This is a genomic window from Photobacterium phosphoreum, assembly GCF_002954725.1.
Lineage (GTDB): Bacteria > Pseudomonadota > Gammaproteobacteria > Enterobacterales > Vibrionaceae > Photobacterium > Photobacterium phosphoreum.
Genome location: NZ_MSCQ01000002.1, coordinates 1,122,345 through 1,139,752 on the forward strand (window position 1 = coordinate 1,122,345; position 17,408 = coordinate 1,139,752).

The following is a 17,408-nucleotide window of genomic DNA, read 5'->3' on the forward strand; positions in this document are numbered from 1 at the left end:
GTTATTTAACTCCTTTATTTGATGTGCTGTTCGATGTAGCGCTTGATATGTTTAAGGACGATGGTGTCATGGCTAACGGGGCAAGTAACCATGCGATAATGATCCCTGTCAGTACTGTAATCCCAAAGCTATGAATCGCTTGAGTGGCACTTAACGCTAACAATCCAAAGGATAATACGGTCGTTAATGCGGATAATGTGATAGCTAATAGCGTTGAACGGCGGTGATGATTGTTATCCGTTGGTTTTAATTCAGCAAAAAAGAGGCTGTAATCAATGCCGATTCCCAAAATTAATATCAGCGCCAGTAAATTAAATAAGTTTAATGACGTGCCACTAATCGCGGTGATTGCAATCCCGGCACAACCTCCAATTAGTGACGGCATGATCATTTGCAGACCTTTTTTGAGCCTGTAGCGCCAGACTAATAACGCTAAAATTACCAATGTTGCTGCAATTAATAGTTCGGTGACCCGTTGGCGATATTGCCCAAAAAGATGTGATACTTCATCGGCTTTATTAAGGTAGCTTAATTGACTATCTTGCGCGGCTAATTGTTTTATCGCACTGAGTTGATTGACGCCAGACAGTAAAATGACCGCTCCATATACAGACGATGGTGTTGTTTGAATGTTACCAAGCCAAGTAAAACGCAGTGGTTTTGAGACGGGTGAGGCCAAATATTCAGCGATAGTTAATGGTTGGAACGTCGCAGTAAATTGTGGTGGGTGGCTTAATTTAATTTTCTTATCCAGCACAGAACCTTGCTGTTGATATAACTGCTCCACTAATTCGAAATTATGCTTTTGGGTCGCAATTGAAGGTAGATAATGACCGATACTTTGGTAGCTATCAAGTTTGTGAGTAATTACTAACTCATTGAGTTGTTGATCGACAGCCGCTAATTTAATTAATAGATCTTGTGCTGTTTTAGCTTTAACCAAGAGCATTTGTTGACCACTGCTAACACCCGTGATCGCTTTAATGGTTGCCTCTTGTTGCTTGAGTTGTTGTGGTAGTGCTTGGAGCTGGCGAATATCATCATCATAGCGAATATGAAATAGCCCTAGAATAGAAACGACAGCCAATATTAATGGTACCCACCAACGAATGAGAGGTTGATGCCACAATTGTAACCAGCCGTTGAGTAATTGCCGACAAGGTAGTGGTCGTGGTGAACATGGCTTTGAGGCTAAGGTTGGATACCAACATACAACCGTTGCGTAAGCGGCAGTAAGACCAATTGCTGAAAACAACGATAATTGTTGTAGCCCTGGGAAAGGCGCGACTAACATTCCCAGATAACCAATTAAGCTGGTAATCAGACCTAAGCTAATGGCGACGAAAATATGCCTGAGCCCTTGGTGTGGATCCCAATCTTTTCCTGCGGCTAATCTATCGGTGAGATAGTGAAATGCATAGTCAATCGAGACCCCAATCAGGCTAGCACCAAACACTAAACTAAATAGATGTACTTTGCCAAAAATGGCGACAGTGCCGACAAACGCAGCAATTAAACCACAGCTAATTGATAATAAAGCTAATACTAAGGGAAGTGGGCTGCGGTAGACCACCACCAATAAAATGATGATCCCTAACAGTGATCCTACACCGATAGTACTGATTTCTTTCTCAGCACTTTGGGTACCGTGAGCGGCATAAAAAATCACCCCAGTATGTAAGATATCCACTTTCTCAGTGGCAGTAGAATAGTGGTTGATGAGCTGTTGTTGTAATTTTTCTAGCGCAGGTAATTGGTGTTGTAATTTAACACTGTACGGAGAGCCTGCGAGTTCAGCACTGATCAATGCGTAATGACGCTGCTGATATTTGGTGGTTAAAAAACCGTGATCAAGACTGAAGTGACCACTTTGAGTGCTTAATTGGGTTAAATAGTCACGAAATAATAGAAACGGATCATGTTCAAGCTCAGCACCTGTAACGCCAGAAAAGGGATTATATAGCGCTTGTAATACTTGAGTTGTTTGTTGTTGAGGGTTATGTGCTAACCGTTGTTGCTGTTGTGGCGTTAACAGCTGAAACCGTTTGGGATAATAAAATTGCGCCCATGCTTGCTGTTGGCTGTGACTCATTTTTGCATCAATAGTGGCAAACAATCCCAGTTTAGCAAGCTGATGACTAAACTGCTCTGTTGCTGTGATCATCGTATCGCGATCAGGGCTGCCAACTAAAAATACCACCTTATTGCTCATGCTGGTGGCGATATGATCAAAGGCTTGTTGTGCCGCAGGATCTTGATCATTTTGTGGCAATAACGCCAGAATATTGGTTTCGATTGGTAGTTGTTTATGTGCTGTCAATTGGTAGCCTAAAGCGGCAACTAACAGCAGCATAATCAACAGCCATAAACGACTAAGGTTAGAATTGGAAAACACGTTTTTCTTCTGTGGTGAGTGTTGATGGTGTCGTGCGTTGATGACTAAAAGTAATCACCGTTTTATCGCCACGAATTTCAGCCAAAGTGAGCTGATTAATGAACTTACCACCTTGGAGGGTGATGGTAGTGAAGACTTTATTTAATGGTGCTTGCTTGGGCGTTAACACTAATTGCCACTGCTTTTTCGTCGCAGTATGGGTGTGAGTATCGGTAGTGTCAGTCTCTGGGGGTAATGTCGTCAGTTTTAAGCTAAATTGCTGATTTAACGCTGCAGTATCACCATTAAAAAGTGCCAGAAAAATATGACTAAAATAAAACACCATTGGGTTTTGCGCGGCCGTAATAATTTGGGCTGGTTGGTTATCAAATTGTTGACTGAGTTTATCTTGGGTTAACACTAACGATACTGCCATCGGGGCGGTTTGGTGCCACCATAAGCCGCTATTCTCAGCAATAATAAATGTACCATTAGAGACTAACGGTTGGTTAAACATCGCCATGGTTCGGCTTTGACTAAAATCACCACGCACAATTTTGGTAGTAGAAAGAGTCTGTTGAAGTTCATTGAGGGTCATGGCTTGGGCTGACAAACTGCTGCAAGCAAATGCGATACACAAGATAGCTCCTCGCCACCATTTTTTTTGAGACATAACGGTTGTTAAATTAGTGATTATCATGCCAAGCCTTTATTTTATCAGTAAAAACTGTAGGTGAAACAAAACACATTTCGTGATTATCAATGCCGACAGCAACTTGCATTGTATAGCCTTTTGTCATTCGTATATTGGTGTTTGCATCATAGATAATATAATCAACCCGCAGTCTATTTTCCCATTCGGTGAGTGTGGCGGTGATGCGAATTTTGTGATCAAAAGGAATCGGTTTAACGTATTTTACGCGCGTATCAATGATAGGCCATAGATAGCCAGAAGCTTGCATTTGGTGATAACTATAATCAATCTTTTCCATTAATAAGCGGCGAACTTCTTCAAAAAAACGGAAGTAGTTACCGTGATAGATAACGCCCATCGGATCGGCATCTTGAAAAAGCGTGGTTAGCGTCAGCTCTGCGGTTAATAATGGTGGTGAAGTTTCTTGGTTCATAAATGACGTAATCCGTATGGATGCACTAATAAACCAACGATCTTGAACACTGCTCAAGACCGTTGGTGATCAATGGTTAGTTAATAGATCGTTAACGATCAATATAAAGACCAATATTGTTGTTGGATCTTGCTAATGAAGTGACGTAAATCGTGCTCTAATGGGCGATCTTCAATTACCAATTCAAACTCAGCCAATACTGCTTGTTGCATGGCTTGTAATGCTGGGCTGATATTAGTGTCATTAAGTTGATCATCACGTTTACGCAATTCAATCGCTTGAGTTGCGGCTAATAATGATGCCGCAGTCACTTGTTCTGTTAGCTGTAATACTCGTAAACAATCACGAGAAGCAATCGTACCCATGCTGACTTTATCTTGATTGTGACATTCGGTTGAGCGTGAAAACACACTTGCCGGCATGGTGTGTTTCAGTGCTTCTGCTGTCCATGCTGAAATACCAATTTGAACCGCTTTAAAGCCGTGGTTAATTGGTTTACGTTCACCGGTTGCGCCGGTTAAGTTAAAAGGCAGCCCGTTATTGAACTTATAGTCCATCAGTTGTGCCATTTGACGATCGAGTAAATCGGCAATATTGGCTACAGCTGTTTTAAGGGTATCCATTGCCATCGCAATATGACCGCCATAAAAGTGTCCGCCGTGCAGTACGCGCTCGTTATCACCGTCGATAATAGGATTATCATTGGCACTATTGAGTTCATTTTCAATCATCTGGCGTAGCCATAGCAGACTATCTTGTAGTACCCCAATAACATGAGGCGCACAACGTAGAGAATAGCGATCTTGCAAACGATCACTGTTACGCGGTGGACGCTCAGCTTGAAGATCAGATCGCAACCAACTGGCGATTTGTTGTTGTCCTGGGTGTGGTTTTACCGCAAACAGTGCCTCATCAAAATGGAACGCATTGCCTTGAATTCCAACCGAGACCATGGCGGTAATTTTCGTCGCTAATTGGGCTAAATATTCTGCACGTTTATAAGCAATACACGCTAAAGCGGTCATTACTGAGGTACCGTTCATCAGTGCTAAGCCTTCTTTTGGCTTAAGTTTTATTGGGGTGATACCTAGTTCTTCAAATACATCAGCGGTTGGGCGAATTTTGCCCTGATAAATAACCTCACGTTCGCCAATCAATGTGGCGGCAAGGTAAGACAGCGGGGTTAAATCACCACTGGCACCAACCGAGCCTTCTTGAGGAATACGAGGGCTAATATCATGATTGATCAAAGTAACAATTTGGTTGAGTAATGGATGACCAACACCAGATACCCCTTGAGACAGTGAACATAATCGGGTTGCCAATACGGCACGTGCTTGTTGACGGTCAAGATCTTCGCCTAAACCACAGCCATGAAAACGGGTAAGATTTAGGGGAAGATCATCGACAAGGTGGGTTGGAATCGCCACAGTACAGGAATCACCATAACCGGTTGTTACCCCATAAATCACCCCTTCTTCTTTTAATAATCGTTCAAGAAAGGCAACCCCACGATCTATTTTGCTGGTAAATGCACTATCAGTGTTCATTTCAGCAGCAGCGCCATGACTAATGGCGACCACATCTTCAATGGTAAGGCGTTCTGCGCCAAAGCGGATCGTTTGTTGCGGTATTGTCTGTGAATTATTTGTCATTTTTTTTCTCACTAAGCTGCCAAAAGTTAAAAAAGTTATACCATTGTAATGGCGCTTGTAGCGTGTAGTGCTCAAGGCGAGTTGCGTAGTGTTCAACAACGGTTTGCAATACGGCATTACGGGTGGCGCGTGGTAACGTTATTTGCTCACTAAAAGGTTCAAAATACACATTAAAATGGGGGATGGATTGGCTATCGTCACGTAGCCCAAATAACAGATAAACCGGGGTTTTAAGTACCGCTGCCAGTATAAAAGGGCCATGTGGAAATGGTGCTTTTTGGCCAAGGAAATTAGCCCATCCGACCCGCTTTTCATTCGCAACTGAGGTACGATCGCCTACAATCACCACCCATTCACCTCGCTCAACTTTCTGCTGAAGCATAATGGCAGTATCGGCACCGAGTTGATTAACATGGATCAGATTGAGATTTGAATCAGGATTAACGGCTTTAAGGACACTATTAAAATGTGCCGCATGCTCAGTAAACACTAACGCATTAATTTTAATATTTTTATGGCGTTGGCTTAACGCGCGACATAACTCAAGATTACCTAAATGCGAGCCAAGAATCACAACGCCTTGGTGACTGGCAACAATGTTATCAAAGTGATGTTGACCATGAATGGTGAGATTATCAGCATCATAATCCCCTTTCCATGCTGCCAGTTTATCGAGTGTCGTGTGCCCAAACGATAATAAGTGGCGATATGTTGTGAGTTTTTCAGGTAATGGCAACTGTTGTTGTTCGGCATAAGTTTGTAGTTGGTGTAAGTATTGTTCTGAAGCTTGACGAGCCGTTTTACTGGTTAAATAGTAATAACCAATCACCAATGTTAATAATCCATTGACGACTTTTCTGCCTAATAAGGTATAGATAGCCAGTAATAGTTTGATCCCCAAAACCGTACCGCGCTCACCATGACTTGACCAGTGTTGTGATCTTGCTTGATGACGTTTTAATAATGTGGGGATACGAGGCAACATTCCTAAAAATAATTTGGTGTGCATCCAACTGATTTTGATGTTATCCCATAGTGCATCAAAATGTGAGATACCGCCTTCAGGATAGATCACCTTGGTATCAATGAATCGAATATCACCGTTATTCCAATAAAATCGCACCATAATTTCAGTGTCAAATTCCATTCGATGGCTGAAATTATGCTGATTTAAGGTTTTCATGATTGGATTGATAGGGTAGCAACGAAAGCCACACATACTGTCTTTGATTGTCAATGACAGGGTTTCAATCCAGACCCAAAAATGGGTGATATAACGACCGTATAAGCGAGATTTAGGGATCGAATCATCGTAAATTGGCTTGCCTGAAATAAGCGCTGTTGGGTGTTGATGAGCGACGGTCAGTAAATCATTAACGGTGGTTAAGTCATGCTGACCATCGGCATCTATTTGAATAGCATGGCTATAATTTTGTTTAGCGGCATGCTTAATCGCCGTCATCACCGCATAACCTTTACCCCGATTGTGCGCTAAGGTAATTACTTCAACCAAGGGTCTTTGTGCTTGTTGCGTTAAAATATTTTTGGTTATGGGATCACTGCCATCATCAATAACAATAATTGGATAAGCAAAATGTTGTAATGCATCAATAACTGCAGGCACTGTGTGACCATGGTTATAACAAGGAATAATAAAGCATGGGTGGAACCAACTCATGCTGTTATCCCCATGGTTATTTTTCCTGATGAGTGGATGATTTTTTCATTTTCAGGCGTTAATGAACTAAAACTAAAGTGTAATTTTTGTTTATCGATAACCCAATCTAATGTCAGGGTTATAATAGTATTTGGTAAAATAGGTTGTTGGAATTTCACCACATCCATGCCTTTAAATTCTGTGGGCATATCACTGAAATAAAGGGTGGCAAAATGGACAGCCCAATCAATTTGACTGACTCCAGGTAATAGCGCAAATGTTGAAAAATGGCCTTTGAAATCATCTAATTGATGATCGGCACATAAGGTAATAACCGCATGGTGATCAACAATATGGCTGCTAAGTAAGGTTGGTGATTTTCTGTTCATTATTGTTATTACTTATTAGTTATGGTCATTAAACAGGTTTTCAAGATCGCGCATCAGCCGTTTTCCCTGACTATTTAATGGGATCTCTGCAATTGGTCTAAAACGGCGAGGAATGGCAATTGGTTCAATCCATTGGCGTAATTGTTGGCGTAAGAGTAACCAAAACTTACCTTTTCCAATGCGATCTAATTGCTCAATACCTTGTGCGGTAAGGGTGATCACCGCAGCGATTTGTAACCGTTGCTGTTGTTCTAATGGCAGTACTGCGGCTTCTTCAATCCACGGTAATTGGCATAATCGTTGTTCAATTTCAGTTAACGATATGCGTTTTTCTTCTATTTTGATCACCCGATCAGTACGGCCTTTAAGTTCAAAATGATCAGCATCAATTAACACACAGTGATCACAAGTTTGATACCAATGCTGAGGGTCAACAAAAGGTGAACAAATTTTTAAGCACTGTTCGGCATTAAGAGCAATATTAACTACCTTAAACCGCTGCCATGGTGTGGTTGATTGCTGCTGTTGGCGATAACCAATCCCTCCTGTTTCGGTACTTCCAAATACTTCAAACGGTAATTGACCTAATAATTGCTGGCAATGTTGAGCGGCTGCAAATGGTAATGGACCACCGGATGAAAATATAGCGTTATAAGGTGTAGAGGCAACATCAATGTGTAAGCGCTTTAATAGCGCAGGGCTACTGATCAATACTTTATTTGATGCAGCCTGTGCTGCCACTTGTTCTGGATAATCGAGATTAAAACAATCAAAACTACGACCACGGCATAGCGGCCACAGTACTCGAAATAATAACCCATAAATATGCTGATGGGAGACGGTACTACAAATATGGCTTTGCTGTAATTGTTGCCCCCAAATAGCCTCAAGTTGAGCGATTTCGTTATCCAATAAATCGAGGGTTTTGATAATCGCTTTGGGCGTGCCGCTTGAACCAGAAGTAAACAAGGTCAGTTTGATATCAGCAAGGGACAATGGAGAAAATGTCATGTTAGATAGCGGCATTTTCTCCTGAGTATTGAGCAAGGCATTGATATTGATGGTGGTTACTGATGGGGGAACATGTAGACCCGCATCATGTAATAACACATCAAAATGTGAGCCTAATTCAGCTAGTGCTGCGGGCTGATGATTACTCGGTAAAATTAACTGTTTGTTAGCATAAATAACCGCCATAAATGCCACTGCAAACAAATAACTGTCGTGACAGCAAATGGCAAAACGCGGTTGTTCAGTCAGGGCTAATTGTTGGCTTAAACTAAAAACATGCGCTCGAAATTGAGGCCATGTGTGTTGTGTTTCACCATTGATTGCCACGTTATGTTGATGATGAGTAGGGCGCTGCATTAAGGTCGATAATGAGGTTAAAGCAGAAGGGGGTGTTACTATATGCATAACCGTTCTCAAGTGGTTTAGTGAAAGTTAGTACTTACTTATTGAGCGTGTTTATGACGAAACCATTGGCGACATAACCACTCGATACCAAATAAGCTTCCTGCTAAGAGATAACTGATAAAGCCATTGTAAAGTGTCCATATATGCAGGGGCATAAAACAGGTGATTAATGCAATTGCGCCATTAATAATAAAAAAAACACACCATATTTTAGTAACATTACGGGTATAACGGACACCGCTTGCAGGTAAATCAGGCTCTTGTAATCGCGCTAAGCGTTCAATTAAACTTTGCTGTTGCCACAAGCTACTACTGAACAGTCCTAGCATCAAGATATTGACGATCACAGGGTAATAGAGCAGTAGCCCTTGTTGACGAAACAATGTGCCTAATAAGATCAAGGTTATGCCAACGCCACCACTTAACCAGCCAATATATTTAAGCTCTTTTAGTTGCGTCTGCTTAGCTGCGATGATGCGGACAATAAAAAACACCGCCAGCAAAGCACCGACAGTCGTTATTCCCCAACGATTAATGCCGTAATAAACCGCGACGGGGTAAGCTATCAGGGCTAATGCTGACAATATTGTTAGCAGACGCATTATCATTATTTAGCCTTGAGCAGATCTGCAACGGCGATAACGACATCATTAACCGTACGAACATTTTTAAATTCATCAGGCTGGATTTTTTTGCCCGTGAAGTTTTGTAAACGTACAACCAGATCAACTGCATCAATGCTATCGAGATCAAGGTCTTGATAAAGGTGTGAGTCTAGATGGATATCGTTAGCATCGAGTTCAAACAGCTCAACTAAAAGTGTTTGAACTTGGTCAAAAATCTGGTCGTTATTAATTTGAGTCATAATGATTACGCTTTGTTCTGTGAGATGTAATTAGCAAGATTAGCCACTGACGCAAAATGTTGACGAGTATTAGTGTCATCAGCATCAATAACAATATTGTATGTTTTCTTTATCGCAAGTCCAAGCTCTAAGGCATCAATGGAATCTAACCCTAAACCATCGTTAAAAAGTGGCGCATCAGTATCGATATCTTCAACACCAATATCTTCTAAATTTAATACATCGATAATCAACGTTTTTAATTCTGTATGTAGTTGTTCCATGTTACCTGCTTGTTATTGAGGGTTAATGACAGCATCAATTGTTGTCAAACGTTGGTTGGAAAAATAGCACTGGTTAAATGTTTATTGAGTTGCCGAGCCGCCGTTGTAGACGAGCTATTTGCTGCTAAATACGATGCTATATTCAGTTTGTCTTTTATTTCAATTAAGAAAAAGGGTTTATGATCGGGTACTTGATACCACTTTTGCTCTTTAGTTAAAAAGCTCGGTGTGACGGTTATATGAATAACACGGATATCAACCTGACTACGCACGGCTATTTGTGCTGCACCACGCTGTAATTTTGGTGTTATAGCAGGTGTTGTACGCGTCCCTTCTGGAAATACTAGTAATACATTACCTTGCTGTAAACGTTGATTACAGGCAGTTAGCAATCCCTCAGGATCTTTATTGGGTATATAGCCGGCGGCTTTAACAATACCTTTAATAAAGGGATTATGCCAGATTGTTGCTTTCACTAGACAATCACATTGGGGTAATTGCGACGCTATTAAGACATAGTCAATTAAGCTTGGGTGGTTGGCAACAATGACGCAGTGTCTATCTGCTTGTAGTGCCGCTAAGTTATCAAATCGATAATCAATTACTTTTACAAAACGCATCGTGCGACAGAAAAAATGAAAGGCACGTTGAATAATAGTCTGGACTTTCATTTCCCGCTGCTGACGTTGAGGGGTCAGTAGTGATATGACAGGAAAGACCATAAACGTCAGTACCAGCGCACCTAAACCAAAAAAGCAGAAGCATCCGGCTGTTGCAATAATACGCCAGCTTTTATTCAGTCGTTGTGTGATTGATAGGGTACTCATGATTGATGCTGCCACTGCCATTGTTGGGTTTGAGAATGAATCGACCATTGACTATCTTTATTAGCAAGGTGCTTGATAACCGTTAATGTTTGCGGATAGCAATCGACACTAGGATGACGTTCACGGTCGACTTGCGGAGTCGATTGCCAGCATAATTGATTATTATCACCGTAAGAGATCACCATTGCTAATGCAAAACTTGGGTATTGATGCTGCTCAAAGTGCTGATATTCATTCGGTAAAGGTTGATCAAAATCGACTATCAATACGCGATGGTGTGGATGCTGAGAGAGATAGCACCCAGTTTCAATCAATGCCATATGGAGTGTGTTTTCACCGCCCGCTAATGACGTTACGGCGATCGGTTGGTGGGTGGCAATCGTATATAAGCCAGCTGCGGTATTGTGCACCGACTGTGAAAACGCAATCGGTGAAGCATCATCACCATTTATTATATCTTTGATTAAGTTTACGGTGCGATGTAACTCGCCGTGACGACTGGCAAACACAATATAATCGATATTATTGGTTTCAGTGATCGTTATTGCCGCTTGGAGTGCCAATTTACTGAGAGGACTCATGCGGCGTCGCATCATCGGTGGAATTTTATCGGCTGCTGGTGGCTGAGGATCGATGAGTTGTGAGTTGTTAGCCCAAGTTTGCCAATCATCAAGGGTTGTTAAACCCGGAACAAGGGCAATCCAATGGTCAATATTGAAGTGAATCGTATTCATAGGCTCCACACAAACAACAAAATAATCAGAATGTTGAGTAAGAATTAATACATATATTGATAAAGTTTATCATTAAATCAATCAGATAGCTGGGAAATATATGATTTTAGAATAAATCTTTTAACTTTTATTGGTGTTTTTATTAGTTGTTTTAGTTAGGTTGCTGATATATGTGTAATTATTAATATTGTTTGTTTTAAAACAGTATCTCTCGATAGTAGCTCGTTAGAATAGTTGCTGAATTTTATGTCTTCTTATTTCCTTCAAAATAGGTGCCGTGTGAGTCGTTTTACTAAAGATCCGTTTAATGCATTAGCTGCAAAAACGGAAGCTCAAAAATTAGCTTTTGCACCGATTGTTTTTCATACGGCTCGTACATTGCGTGATGTGAATATATTACAAGTATTGGATGATGCAGGTAAAGAAGGACTGAATGCTGAGCAAATTGCAGCGGCCACTCAAGTGCCAGAGTATGGTGTTAAGGTCTTATTAGATATGGCGTTAAGTGCCTATATTGTGACTTGGCAACAAGACAAATATTGTTTAGCTAACCTTGGCTATTTTTTATTACATGATGGTATGACTAATGCCAACATGGATTTTACTGCTGACGTTTGTTATGCCGCTATGATGCATTTAACCGAATCCATTCAGCAAGGCAAGCCTGCAGGGCTTAAAGAATTGGGGGATTGGTCAACTATCTATCAAGGATTATCGCAATTACCTGAACAAGCAAAACAAAGTTGGTTTGCATTTGATCATTTTTATTCTGATCGTTCATTTCCGCTATTATTAAACAAAGTGTTTACTCACCAACCAAGACGAATTTTTGATATTGGTGGTAATACGGGTAAATGGGCACTTCAATGTTGTCAGCATAACCAAGATGTTGAAGTCACCATTATTGATTTGCCACAACAAATAGCAGTTGCAACAGCCAATGCCGAACAGGCTGGATTTGCCGATCGTATTAAAGGTCATCCTGTCGATATGCTTGATCGCACCCAAGCATTACCACAAGGTGCTGATGTATGGTGGATGAGTCAATTTTTAGATTGTTTCTCTCCAATGGAAATTCTTAGTATTTTACGTCGTGTTAGACAAGCGATGAGCCTCGATGCCAAAGTCTATATTTTAGAGTTATTTTGGGATGCTCAACGTTATGAGGCGGCTTCTTATTGTTTAAATGCAACCTCGTTATATTTTACTTGTTTAGCGAACGGTAATAGTCGTTTTTATCGTAGTGAAGATTTTTTAGAGCTTGTCATAGAAGCAGGCTTTACTGTTGTTGAACGTGAAGACGATATTGGCCTCGGTCATACGTTACTCACGCTGCAAGCTGGATAAATTTAGCGTAAGGATAGCGATTGTGAATCAAAAACAGCGTACGCAAGTGGTTATTATAGGTGCTGGCCCTTCAGGTTCAGTAGCGGCTGCTTTATTACATCAACAACAGATTGATGTGATTGTATTAGAAAAAAGTACTTTCCCGCGTTTTTCAATTGGTGAAAGCTTATTGCCAGCCTGTATGGCGGTCATTGAGCAAGCAAACATGTTAGATGCCGTTACTGCCGCAGGATTTCAGTTTAAAGATGGGGCAGCTTTTCGTTATCAAGATCGTTATACCGCGTTTGATTTTAACGATAAATTTACGCCTGGGGCGGGAACAACCTATCAAGTACAACGTGGACACTTTGATAAAGTATTAGCCGATGAAGCCGTTGCTCAAGGGGTAGAGCTTCGTTATGAGCATACGGTTGAGGCGATTGAATGCCTTGAGGGGAAATCAATACTGACAGTGACTGACGAGCAGCAACAGCCATATATGTTAGAAGCGGATTTTGTGCTTGATGCGAGTGGTTTTGGGCGGGTATTACCGCAGTTATTGGATTTAGAAAAACCATCACATTTGCCACCTCGACAAGCGATATTTTGTCATGTGACAGATCACATTGATAGTAACCACTGTGAGATTGAATATGATCGTAATAAGATTTTAATCTCAGTTCATCCACACTCTGCAGATGTATGGTACTGGTTGATCCCATTTAGTAATGGCACTTGCTCTTTAGGTGTGGTTGCGCCACCACAATGGTTAGCTAGCTATGGTGATGATCCTCTTGCTGTGTTAAAACAACTGGTTAATGAAGAGCCGGGATTGGCAACCGTTTTAGCTGATGCCCAGTATCCAACGAGTGCTGCAACCATTAGTGGTTATTCTGCCAATGTGACTCAACTGGCAACGGCTAATTACGCTTTGTTAGGCAATGCAGGGGAGTTTTTAGATCCGGTATTTTCTTCTGGAGTGACCATTGCAATGAAATCGGCGCAATTGGCAGCGGGAGTATTAACACGCGCATTTGCTGGTGAGAGTATCGATTGGCAACGTGATTACGCTGAGCCACTGATGGTGGGGGTTGATACTTTTCGTACCTATGTGGAAGGGTGGTATTCCGGTGAATTGCAAACTGTGATTTTCCATTCCAACCCTGATCCTAAAATCAAACAGATGATTTGTGCAATTTTAGCGGGCTATGCATGGGATACTAATAATCCCTTTGTTACTCAATCACAACGGCGATTAGCGGTGGTTGCCGCCTTATGCGCTGATTAATCCTGAGCTTAAGACGAACAAGCCGCTACATTTTCAACTCAACGAGTGATGAATGTAGCGGCTTTTTTAGATCTGATGATTAGCGATGCATATCAAGGTATAAGCTTTCAACTTTAGTACGTGCCCACTCAGTCTTACGTAAGAACTTGAGGCTTGACTTGATACTCGGATCATCATTAAAGCAACGAATGTTAATCCGTGCGCCTAGTTCGTTCCAACCGTAATGTTCGACAAGTTCAATCAATACTTTTTCTAAGGTGATGCCGTGTAGCGGATTATTTTTCTGAGTCATGCTGTATGCCGTTTAAGTGACTAATTTAAGATACTTAGTTATTAGTGCTTAGTGTAACTGACAATGGCATGATCCCCAATGTTGTTTTTATGGGTGACAAAGAGTTATCGTCAGCATCAATATAGAGTAGATAAACGGAATATAAAACTCAAACCAACAATTATTAATGATAATGCTGAGAGTGCTTATTATTGATGTTGCTGTTTATCAGAATAATATAATTATGGCTTATTATTTAAAGTATATATTCCTAGATGCTGATAATGAGTATCAATAAAAATCAGCACTGAAAGTTATATTAGTCGTTAGTACGATAGTAATAATTTTAAGGGTGATTTTTTAGTCGTGGTTTTGGTTTTTTTTCTGCGTTCTAAAGCACATTTAGGGCAGCCATTTCCCGCCAGATGGTTGGCTGGTAATTGGGAAAACTCGCCATGGAGACTGCAAATAATGATGCCTTTTATTCGCATAGTCTGGTATTCAAATAATGAATAGTTATATCGGTTACCATGAATTTTTTTTGCATCTACGATAAAGTGTTTTGTGGTCTTCTTTTGATTGTTTTTCGTACATTTAGGGCATCCTGAACCACGTAAATGTGCATCAGCACGTTGAGTGAAATCGCCATGAATAAGACAAGTTATGTCTATTTTTTTGAGTGCACCAACATAGATAATATGATCATAGCAATAACGGTGATGATGAATGTTGTGCGCTTTTTCTATGTAGACAGATTGTGAATAATGGTAGGAATGTGCACATTTTGGACATCCTTTTCCTGCAAGGTGCGCATTCGGACGTTGTTCAAATTTCCCATGTATTCGACAGCTGATAATCCCTTTCGTTAATGTCCCGCTATATATAAATTCCTCATAAGTATATTTGTTGTCGTGGATAGCTTTTGCTCGTTCAATAAATGCACTAATCGTCATCTTTAGCTTACCAGAACAGGCCGGACAACCATGTCCTGCAAGGTGAACATCGGGTCTTTGTTCAAAATTTCCATGGATCGAACAAGTGATCGTGCTTTTTGTTTTGGCGTTTTTATAATCAAAAAAAGCGTAGCTGTACTGCTGTTGGTGGCACTTTCGGGCTTGCAAAATAAAGGTGTTGGTATTTTTCTTCATATTATTTGTTGTTTAATTTGTTGTTTAATTTGTTGCGTTATTGGTTTGTTTTTGTTGCATTTTAACCTTTTCAAATTCTAAGCTGATTATTTGTTTTGATATTGTCAACGGTGCAATTATCGGGAAAATAACGTTTTTTTATTGAGACCAAGTAAAAGCGTGACAACCGTTGAATATAAAAATAAGTTAAAAGTTGTTAATGATTAATTATGCTTAATAAGCACATTATAATCTGGATTTTAGATTGCAACAACAAACGCCAAAAATAGTAATCATTGTTTGCATTTATTTTAATGGCTATCACAAAACTGATCACGTAAATTTTATACGGCAAACAACGGACTTAAACATATTGAAAAATAAGCCTATTTGTAAAACGTATTAATATATCGAACTTATTTTCATATATTTAATAATCGCTTCAGTTGAATATTTTATTGTGAAATGAAATAGGGCCAAAATGATTCAGTATTCATAGAGGTTCAACATGTCGCATATTATGAGCTAGGTGTAATTCATGACTTTATATATTTTTTAATAAGCATAAGTAAGATAAGGAGCCGTAATAACTACGATACAGACGGTGTAGAGGATTTAAATATGAAAGCAGACTCAGGTTATAACGATATTATTTCTGCAGCAAAAATCATATTACTCGGACAGTTAATACTTGGATGTTTATTTATATTATGCATTTGTATTACCCAAAATACGTTTAGTGTGAAATCTGCAATTATAGGTGTTGCGATCGCGGTTATTCCTTCATTGCTAGGGCTCGGTAGCGCTGCATATAAGGTGAAGATAAATAACGAAATTAATATCAGATATTTAGCCAAGCTTAATACGTTAGTTAAATGGGTGTATACCGCCTTAATGATATTAGTCGTGGTTCGTTTTATACCGGTTGATAATAAAATTATGTTATTAGCCTATAGCGTTACATTTTTAGGGTGCTTTTTAACTCCGATACTTAACAAACCTCAATTTAGGATGACGTAAGGTGGAATCAGTAACTACCGCTCACGATTATATTGAGCACCATCTAACATTCTTCACTGTGGGTAAGGGTTTTTGGAGCATTAACATTGACTCCATGCTCATGGTTTGGTTGTTAGGTTTATTGTTTATTGGTGTCTTTAGATACGTTGCTTCACGAGGAACCAGTGGTGTTCCTGGTAAGTTTCAATGTTTTATTGAGATCACTTATGAATTTGTAAACAACCTTGTTAAGGAAATATTTCAAACTAAAGATAAGTTAATTGGCCCATTGGCATTAACTATTTTTGTGTGGGTTTTCTTAATGAACACCATTGACTTATTACCTGTTGATTTTATTCCCGCACTTGCTCGTTTATTTGGTTTTGAGCATTTCCGTGAATTACCTTCTGCGGATGTCAATGTGCCGATGTCGATGGCGCTAGGTGTATTTATGTTGATCATAATTTACACATTAAAAACAAAAGGACTTCGTGGCTTTATTAAAGAACTCACGACACAACCTTTTGAAAGTCCTTGGCTTTACCCTGTGAATTTAGTTTTGGAGTTAGTGACATTAATATCAAAACCAATTTCTCTCGGTCTTCGGTTGTTCGGCAACATGTATGCAGGTGAAATGATTTTTATCCTGATTGCGTTGATGCCGTGGTGGATGCAATGGGCGCTCAGCGTTCCATGGGCATTATTCCACATTCTTATTGTGTTCCTACAAGCGTTTATCTTCATGGTATTAACGGTTGTTTATTTGGCAATGGCCACAGAAGAACATTAATAAACTAAGTTCGATTTACGTTTTAACTATTTAATAATTTTGGAGTCATTCATGGATATTGTAAGTGCAGTTCTTTATGTTGCTGGTGCACTACTGATTGGTTTAGGTGCTGCGGGTGCGGCAGCTGGTATTGGTAACTTAGCCGGTAAATACCTTGAAGGTGTTGCACGTCAGCCTGATTTAATGCCGATGCTACGTACACAGTTCTTTATCATGATGGGTCTTGTCGATGCGGTTCCTATGATTGGTGTTGGTATTGGTCTTTACATCATCTTTGCTGTGGCTTAATAGCTAAAACTA

General features: G+C 40.2%; 19 protein-coding genes. 5 read left to right on the forward strand and 14 right to left on the reverse strand.

From position 1 onward, the window contains the following. Position 1 precedes the first annotated feature (1 nt). From BTO21_RS16800 to BTO21_RS16855, 12 genes are all read right to left on the reverse strand, one after another. Complete coding sequence (locus BTO21_RS16800; RefSeq protein WP_045028494.1) at positions 2-2,395, reverse strand: MMPL family transporter; 2,394 nt, start codon at positions 2,393-2,395, stop codon at positions 2-4. Beyond that, positions 2,379-3,047 carry a LolA family protein gene (locus BTO21_RS16805; RefSeq protein ID WP_045028582.1) on the reverse strand — a complete coding sequence of 223 codons (669 nt, stop codon included), beginning with the start codon at positions 3,045-3,047 and terminating at the stop codon, positions 2,379-2,381. Before BTO21_RS16805 ends, BTO21_RS16800 begins: the two co-directional genes overlap by 17 nt. Before the next feature lie 13 nt (positions 3,048-3,060). Continuing rightward, positions 3,061-3,501, reverse strand: a complete 441-nt coding sequence (locus BTO21_RS16810) for an acyl-CoA thioesterase (RefSeq protein WP_045028495.1) — start codon at positions 3,499-3,501, stop codon at positions 3,061-3,063. Positions 3,502-3,599: 98 nt separating this feature from the next. After that, positions 3,600-5,156 carry an HAL/PAL/TAL family ammonia-lyase gene (locus BTO21_RS16815; RefSeq protein WP_045028497.1) on the reverse strand — a complete coding sequence of 519 codons (1,557 nt, stop codon included), beginning with the start codon at positions 5,154-5,156 and terminating at the stop codon, positions 3,600-3,602. Continuing rightward, positions 5,146-6,834, reverse strand: a complete 1,689-nt coding sequence (locus tag BTO21_RS16820; protein ID WP_045028498.1) for a glycosyltransferase family 2 protein — start codon at positions 6,832-6,834, stop codon at positions 5,146-5,148. The genes BTO21_RS16815 and BTO21_RS16820 overlap by 11 nt, the downstream gene beginning before the upstream one ends. Next, positions 6,831-7,202 (reverse strand): ApeI family dehydratase, encoded by a 372-nt coding sequence (locus BTO21_RS16825; protein ID WP_045028500.1) that lies wholly within the window; start codon positions 7,200-7,202, stop codon positions 6,831-6,833. Before BTO21_RS16825 ends, BTO21_RS16820 begins: the two co-directional genes overlap by 4 nt. A gap of 15 nt (positions 7,203-7,217) precedes the next feature. Continuing rightward, positions 7,218-8,618 (reverse strand): AMP-binding protein, encoded by a 1,401-nt coding sequence (locus BTO21_RS16830; RefSeq protein WP_045028501.1) that lies wholly within the window; start codon positions 8,616-8,618, stop codon positions 7,218-7,220. A gap of 38 nt (positions 8,619-8,656) precedes the next feature. Next, positions 8,657-9,220, reverse strand: coding sequence for a COG4648 family protein (locus BTO21_RS16835; RefSeq protein WP_065192962.1), 564 nt, complete (start codon positions 9,218-9,220; stop codon positions 8,657-8,659). Between the two features lie 5 nt (positions 9,221-9,225). Continuing rightward, a complete protein-coding gene (locus BTO21_RS16840) occupies positions 9,226-9,483 on the reverse strand; it encodes an acyl carrier protein (RefSeq protein WP_045028503.1) in 258 nt (85 codons plus the stop codon). Between the two features lie 5 nt (positions 9,484-9,488). After that, a complete protein-coding gene (locus tag BTO21_RS16845; RefSeq protein ID WP_045028505.1) occupies positions 9,489-9,746 on the reverse strand; it encodes a phosphopantetheine-binding protein in 258 nt (85 codons plus the stop codon). A gap of 44 nt (positions 9,747-9,790) precedes the next feature. Next, the gene (locus tag BTO21_RS16850; RefSeq protein WP_373455609.1) at positions 9,791-10,621 is read right to left on the reverse strand and encodes a lysophospholipid acyltransferase family protein; all 831 of its coding nucleotides are present in this window, start codon (positions 10,619-10,621) and stop codon (positions 9,791-9,793) included. Next, a complete protein-coding gene (locus BTO21_RS16855; protein ID WP_045028506.1) occupies positions 10,570-11,307 on the reverse strand; it encodes a beta-ketoacyl synthase chain length factor in 738 nt (245 codons plus the stop codon). The genes BTO21_RS16850 and BTO21_RS16855 overlap by 52 nt, the downstream gene beginning before the upstream one ends. A gap of 246 nt (positions 11,308-11,553) precedes the next feature. Between BTO21_RS16855 and BTO21_RS16860 the strand changes: the two genes are divergently transcribed. Then, positions 11,554-12,654: a methyltransferase gene (locus BTO21_RS16860; protein ID WP_269780695.1), complete on the forward strand. Its 1,101-nt coding sequence runs from the start codon at positions 11,554-11,556 to the stop codon at positions 12,652-12,654. 22 nt (positions 12,655-12,676) lie between these two features. Further along, positions 12,677-13,921 carry an NAD(P)/FAD-dependent oxidoreductase gene (locus tag BTO21_RS16865; RefSeq protein WP_045028509.1) on the forward strand — a complete coding sequence of 415 codons (1,245 nt, stop codon included), beginning with the start codon at positions 12,677-12,679 and terminating at the stop codon, positions 13,919-13,921. 79 nt (positions 13,922-14,000) lie between these two features. On the opposite strand, the gene BTO21_RS16870 is transcribed toward BTO21_RS16865, so the two are convergent. Both BTO21_RS16870 and BTO21_RS16875 read right to left on the reverse strand, forming a co-directional pair. Further along, a complete protein-coding gene (locus tag BTO21_RS16870) occupies positions 14,001-14,213 on the reverse strand; it encodes a VF530 family protein (protein WP_045028511.1) in 213 nt (70 codons plus the stop codon). 305 nt (positions 14,214-14,518) lie between these two features. After that, positions 14,519-15,340, reverse strand: a complete 822-nt coding sequence (locus tag BTO21_RS16875; protein ID WP_105026927.1) for a hypothetical protein — start codon at positions 15,338-15,340, stop codon at positions 14,519-14,521. 600 nt (positions 15,341-15,940) lie between these two features. Between BTO21_RS16875 and BTO21_RS16880 the strand changes: the two genes are divergently transcribed. Genes BTO21_RS16880 through atpE form a run of 3 tightly spaced genes read left to right on the forward strand, consistent with a single transcriptional unit; the run spans position 15,941 to position 17,396 of the window. Then, complete coding sequence (locus tag BTO21_RS16880) at positions 15,941-16,339, forward strand: ATP synthase subunit I (protein ID WP_045028513.1); 399 nt, start codon at positions 15,941-15,943, stop codon at positions 16,337-16,339. A gap of 1 nt (position 16,340) precedes the next feature. Beyond that, positions 16,341-17,108 (forward strand): F0F1 ATP synthase subunit A, encoded by a 768-nt coding sequence (gene atpB, locus BTO21_RS16885; RefSeq protein WP_045028514.1) that lies wholly within the window; start codon positions 16,341-16,343, stop codon positions 17,106-17,108. A gap of 51 nt (positions 17,109-17,159) precedes the next feature. Further along, positions 17,160-17,396, forward strand: coding sequence for a F0F1 ATP synthase subunit C (gene atpE / locus BTO21_RS16890; RefSeq protein WP_036791577.1), 237 nt, complete (start codon positions 17,160-17,162; stop codon positions 17,394-17,396). The last annotated feature ends 12 nt before the right edge of the window (positions 17,397-17,408 follow it).

Excerpts from the sequence above, each read along its gene's own strand:
- BTO21_RS16805 (WP_045028582.1), bottom strand. The coding sequence starts at position 3,047 with ATGTCTCAAAAAAAATGGTGGCGAGGAGCTATCTTGTGTATCGCATTT.
- BTO21_RS16810 (WP_045028495.1), bottom strand. The coding sequence starts at position 3,501 with ATGAACCAAGAAACTTCACCACCATTATTAACCGCAGAGCTGACGCTA.
- BTO21_RS16815 (WP_045028497.1), bottom strand. The coding sequence starts at position 5,156 with ATGACAAATAATTCACAGACAATACCGCAACAAACGATCCGCTTTGGC.
- BTO21_RS16820 (WP_045028498.1), bottom strand. The coding sequence starts at position 6,834 with ATGAGTTGGTTCCACCCATGCTTTATTATTCCTTGTTATAACCATGGT.
- BTO21_RS16825 (WP_045028500.1), bottom strand. The coding sequence starts at position 7,202 with ATGAACAGAAAATCACCAACCTTACTTAGCAGCCATATTGTTGATCAC.
- BTO21_RS16830 (WP_045028501.1), bottom strand. The coding sequence starts at position 8,618 with ATGCATATAGTAACACCCCCTTCTGCTTTAACCTCATTATCGACCTTA.
- BTO21_RS16835 (WP_065192962.1), bottom strand. The coding sequence starts at position 9,220 with ATGCGTCTGCTAACAATATTGTCAGCATTAGCCCTGATAGCTTACCCC.
- BTO21_RS16840 (WP_045028503.1), bottom strand. The coding sequence starts at position 9,483 with ATGACTCAAATTAATAACGACCAGATTTTTGACCAAGTTCAAACACTT.
- BTO21_RS16845 (WP_045028505.1), bottom strand. The coding sequence starts at position 9,746 with ATGGAACAACTACATACAGAATTAAAAACGTTGATTATCGATGTATTA.
- BTO21_RS16850 (WP_373455609.1), bottom strand. The coding sequence starts at position 10,621 with ATGGTCGATTCATTCTCAAACCCAACAATGGCAGTGGCAGCATCAATC.
- BTO21_RS16855 (WP_045028506.1), bottom strand. The coding sequence starts at position 11,307 with ATGAATACGATTCACTTCAATATTGACCATTGGATTGCCCTTGTTCCG.
- BTO21_RS16860 (WP_269780695.1), top strand. The coding sequence starts at position 11,554 with ATGTCTTCTTATTTCCTTCAAAATAGGTGCCGTGTGAGTCGTTTTACT.
- BTO21_RS16870 (WP_045028511.1), bottom strand. The coding sequence starts at position 14,213 with ATGACTCAGAAAAATAATCCGCTACACGGCATCACCTTAGAAAAAGTA.
- BTO21_RS16875 (WP_105026927.1), bottom strand. The coding sequence starts at position 15,340 with ATGAAGAAAAATACCAACACCTTTATTTTGCAAGCCCGAAAGTGCCAC.
- BTO21_RS16880 (WP_045028513.1), top strand. The coding sequence starts at position 15,941 with ATGAAAGCAGACTCAGGTTATAACGATATTATTTCTGCAGCAAAAATC.
- atpE (WP_036791577.1), top strand. The coding sequence starts at position 17,160 with ATGGATATTGTAAGTGCAGTTCTTTATGTTGCTGGTGCACTACTGATT.